Origin of the sequence: Tateyamaria pelophila (assembly GCF_019966495.1) — a bacterium.
Classification (GTDB): Bacteria; Pseudomonadota; Alphaproteobacteria; order Rhodobacterales; family Rhodobacteraceae; genus Tateyamaria; species Tateyamaria pelophila.
Map to the genome: position 1 here is coordinate 1 of NZ_JAIMIA010000244.1, position 3,159 is coordinate 3,159.

Here is a 3,159-nt window from a genome sequence, read left to right on the forward strand (position 1 = left end):
GGGCAATGTGTTCACATGGGTCAGTTCTCAGTGAAAATCTGGGGGGCTACCGGGTCACTTCTCAGCGAAAATCAACACACCAGTGCCAGAATGCTCCGTTTTCTAAGGCGTTTCTTGGAAAGGATGGTTACCTTGATGCATTGATTCACCAGATGAAGGGGATCATTTCACAATCCAATGCGAAAAGCGTTGGGGTGATAACATACATGAATCTTGGGAACATCAAAAATTTCGACGAACTTCTTTCGAAGAAACTGAATCTCCCAAAGGTACAGTTCAAACACTTTGGAGGAATAAGGGGAACAAACGAATTTTCCGATCTGGACCTAATTTTTGTTGTGGGTCGCCATCAAATAAGCCGACAGGATACAGTTGCCGTTGCAGAAACGATTTTTCAGACCCGCTTAGATGATGATATCGAGAATATGCCATCACCGGTTAGAATGTCTGATGGTTCTTCCAAGGTATTAAGCAATCATGTTTTTACTGATAGAAAGGTCAAGGCAACCTATGATCAACAATGTAGGTCTGAGACCATACAAGCGATAATGCGATCACGACCTTTCTATGGTAAGGGAAAAGATGTTTTCTTCTTTTCGAATGAAGCATTGGGTGAAGATGTGGAAGTTCATTCGTTTTTCGATTTCACCTATCCGGACATGCCTCAATATTGGGAAAAGATGAAAGAAATTGGCTTTGTCAGAACGGAGCGGCGATTCCTAAAAGAACTTGGTTATACAGAAAAGATGCTTGTACCTAAAGGACGGCAAGGGATCATTGACAACTTTATTGAGCGAGGGTGCCGTTTGGTTAAGGTTGAAGGTGTAACCGATCAGTACAAGACGGTAACTTATGAATATCTTGTATATGATGAAGGCAGTTTTAGGGAATACCTTAAGGAAAAGGAACTTGAGGAAGTACCTTCTGTTGGTTTCATTGCTGATCTAAACGTTGCAAACAGTACGATTCAAACGGTGCCCTTCTGATCTTCTGTAGGCGTAGCTAAGTTTGATCTTGATGCGCCTACTTCATCCACCTGTTTTCATCTGACTCGTCACCTCTGAGCATGATCGGTTCCCAAGTATCAGTTTCAATCTTTTCACTCTTGGTGACATAGTCATGGATGAACTCATTTAAGACAGAGGTCATTGCTGTGTTACGGTTTTGACAAGTTTGCTGAAATCTCTGCTTGAGATTGGATGGCATCCTAAAGTTGAATAAATCTGTCTGTTCCATCACGGTCCTCCTGCCTGATACTGCCTCACTAAATATGACGTATTTACAGTTATTTATAATGTAGCTGATCTTGTTTAGGATGGCCGTTAAAAGGGGGCCACGGGTCAATCCCAAACGCTCCTTGCCCATATAAATCCGCTATGGACATGGTCTAAATCTACGAGAGTTGTACGCTTCCTCCTAGCTTCCCATTCAACCTTTTGCAGTTTGAGAAAAGCCTTAAGTAGCCTTTGATCCGAGGGCAGACCATTGTCATCATACTGAAATGGCTCACTTGCAGCATTCAACAATCCGAACACATGATCATACGGTAAAGCCGCAGAGGAAGAAATCTTTACTCGTACCAAACCGTGCAGAAATCCTTCAGGCACTTTACCGTTGTCCATCACAGGCTGAAAGCAAAGCCCGCCAAGTTTTTCCGAATGGTAATACACATCAAAGTTGACGCCAGTTACCGGTCCATGCTCATAGTCGTATCTGCTGAATGGCTCCCCATGCCTTTCAAGTATCCAAGGACCGATGAATAATTCACTTCCGTCTTCAGTGAATTTCTCCAAATGTTCATGGAACCTTGAAAATTTGTCAAATACCCATTTGCCTTCTGAGAAACGTGCGGCAACTGCAAGATCGCTGTCTTCTTCGGGCATCGCGATGTCGGCATGAAAGGGAATAAAGCGGGTGCCTCTCAACCAAGTATCGACAACCTGAATTGCTTCTGGCTCCATATCTTTAGGGTCATTTTCTGGAAGTTGTGCGGTTCTACGTTTGCCGAAGAGCATATTTCCAAGCTCCACTCTGATTGCAGCAAGGAGACTAAACTGCGCTTTTAGGGTATCTGCTCTTTAGCGTAGTGGCCAAGGTTTCAAGGCACAATAATAATATTTTTCCAGCTACATTTGGATGCTGCTTCTCTTCTGGCTTGGAGGCTTTTTGTGTCCACAATCCAAAGACACTTTTGTCCGAGTGCAATGTGCTCCTAAATTTGCGCGAACCGTTGTCCGTCGGATTTTGTTGCCGATCACTTTCCGCAATCAGTTTGTATCATGATGATCCAATCATACTCAAATGTCCTACAATGGCCCTATTCAGCGCCAAATTCAGACTTGGTCTTGGGTCAAACGGTGCGGACGGTTGCTCGAACTTGACCTCGGCGCTGTGCCATCAATAGCCCCCATCATGTGCGCAAGGCCGAGGTTTCTTTTTCTACATTTGCCACATGCCACAAGCACTTAGAACGATCACTCCAGCCTTCTTGGCTTTAAGGGTCGCGGCTGATCCGGCATATTTTTTATTGGTGAGGCGTCCTAACAACTTCAAATTGGCAGTAAAATTTAGCCACTCGCGAATACGGTTCCTGCCGCAGCACCGTCCATCGCCATGGGAAGTTCTGTTGCTGCTTTCGCGCGTATATCCGCAATCTTGGCCTGCGCAGCGTTTGCAGTGGTCTCATCGGAATATTCGGTGACCACAGTGAACGTGAGGTCGCTTGTCCGGATCATCTGAACCCTTGAAGCACCGACAGACATAATCAGCGGCACAAAGGTGTCCCGCGCAATCGCTTCAAGATCAGCGTTCCATTCAGTGGCAGTCCAAGTTGAAATCGTTGAGTATGCCATTTTTCGCTCCATCTTAAATTTCAATCCAGAGAGGCTCGCACACCTTATGATTTTGACAAAGGAAATTCCGATTTTTGATTCCCAGCTTAGTATCCAGCTTCGCAGCCACTGATTGAACACCTCAGCCGGTCACAACAGCCTCTACCGTGGTGGTGCTGGTTTTTTGTTACTGCATTGACGGTAACATATGAGTATATTTACTTCCATTTGTTACCGGAATCAGCGTAAATTAGAGACAGATGTTACTAAAGAGGGCGTTTAGCATGTCAGTCATCGGATACAGGCGAGTCAGCACAGTTGATCAAAG

Annotated in this window: 4 protein-coding genes; 1 reads left to right on the top strand and 3 read right to left on the bottom strand. The window is 44.9% G+C overall.

Translation table 11 applies throughout. From position 1 onward, the window contains the following. On the top strand, positions 1-986 hold a 986-nt coding region (locus LC354_RS27110), incomplete at its 5' end, for a hypothetical protein (RefSeq protein ID WP_223429048.1). Positions 987-1,023: 37 nt separating this feature from the next. On the opposite strand, the gene LC354_RS27115 is transcribed toward LC354_RS27110, so the two are convergent. The 3 genes from LC354_RS27115 to LC354_RS27125 form a co-directional block, all read right to left on the bottom strand. Continuing rightward, a complete protein-coding gene (locus LC354_RS27115; protein WP_223429049.1) occupies positions 1,024-1,236 on the bottom strand; it encodes a hypothetical protein in 213 nt (70 codons plus the stop codon). Between the two features lie 104 nt (positions 1,237-1,340). Beyond that, positions 1,341-2,015 carry a hypothetical protein gene (locus LC354_RS27120; protein ID WP_223429050.1) on the bottom strand — a complete coding sequence of 225 codons (675 nt, stop codon included), beginning with the start codon at positions 2,013-2,015 and terminating at the stop codon, positions 1,341-1,343. 552 nt (positions 2,016-2,567) lie between these two features. Continuing rightward, positions 2,568-2,852 carry a hypothetical protein gene (locus LC354_RS27125; protein ID WP_223429051.1) on the bottom strand — a complete coding sequence of 95 codons (285 nt, stop codon included), beginning with the start codon at positions 2,850-2,852 and terminating at the stop codon, positions 2,568-2,570. Between the last annotated feature and the right edge of the window lie 307 nt (positions 2,853-3,159).

Coding starts and splice junctions, on each gene's coding strand:
- LC354_RS27115 (WP_223429049.1), bottom strand. CDS start 1,236: ATGGAACAGACAGATTTATTCAACTTTAGGATGCCATCCAATCTCAAG.
- LC354_RS27120 (WP_223429050.1), bottom strand. CDS start 2,015: ATGCTCTTCGGCAAACGTAGAACCGCACAACTTCCAGAAAATGACCCT.
- LC354_RS27125 (WP_223429051.1), bottom strand. CDS start 2,852: ATGGCATACTCAACGATTTCAACTTGGACTGCCACTGAATGGAACGCT.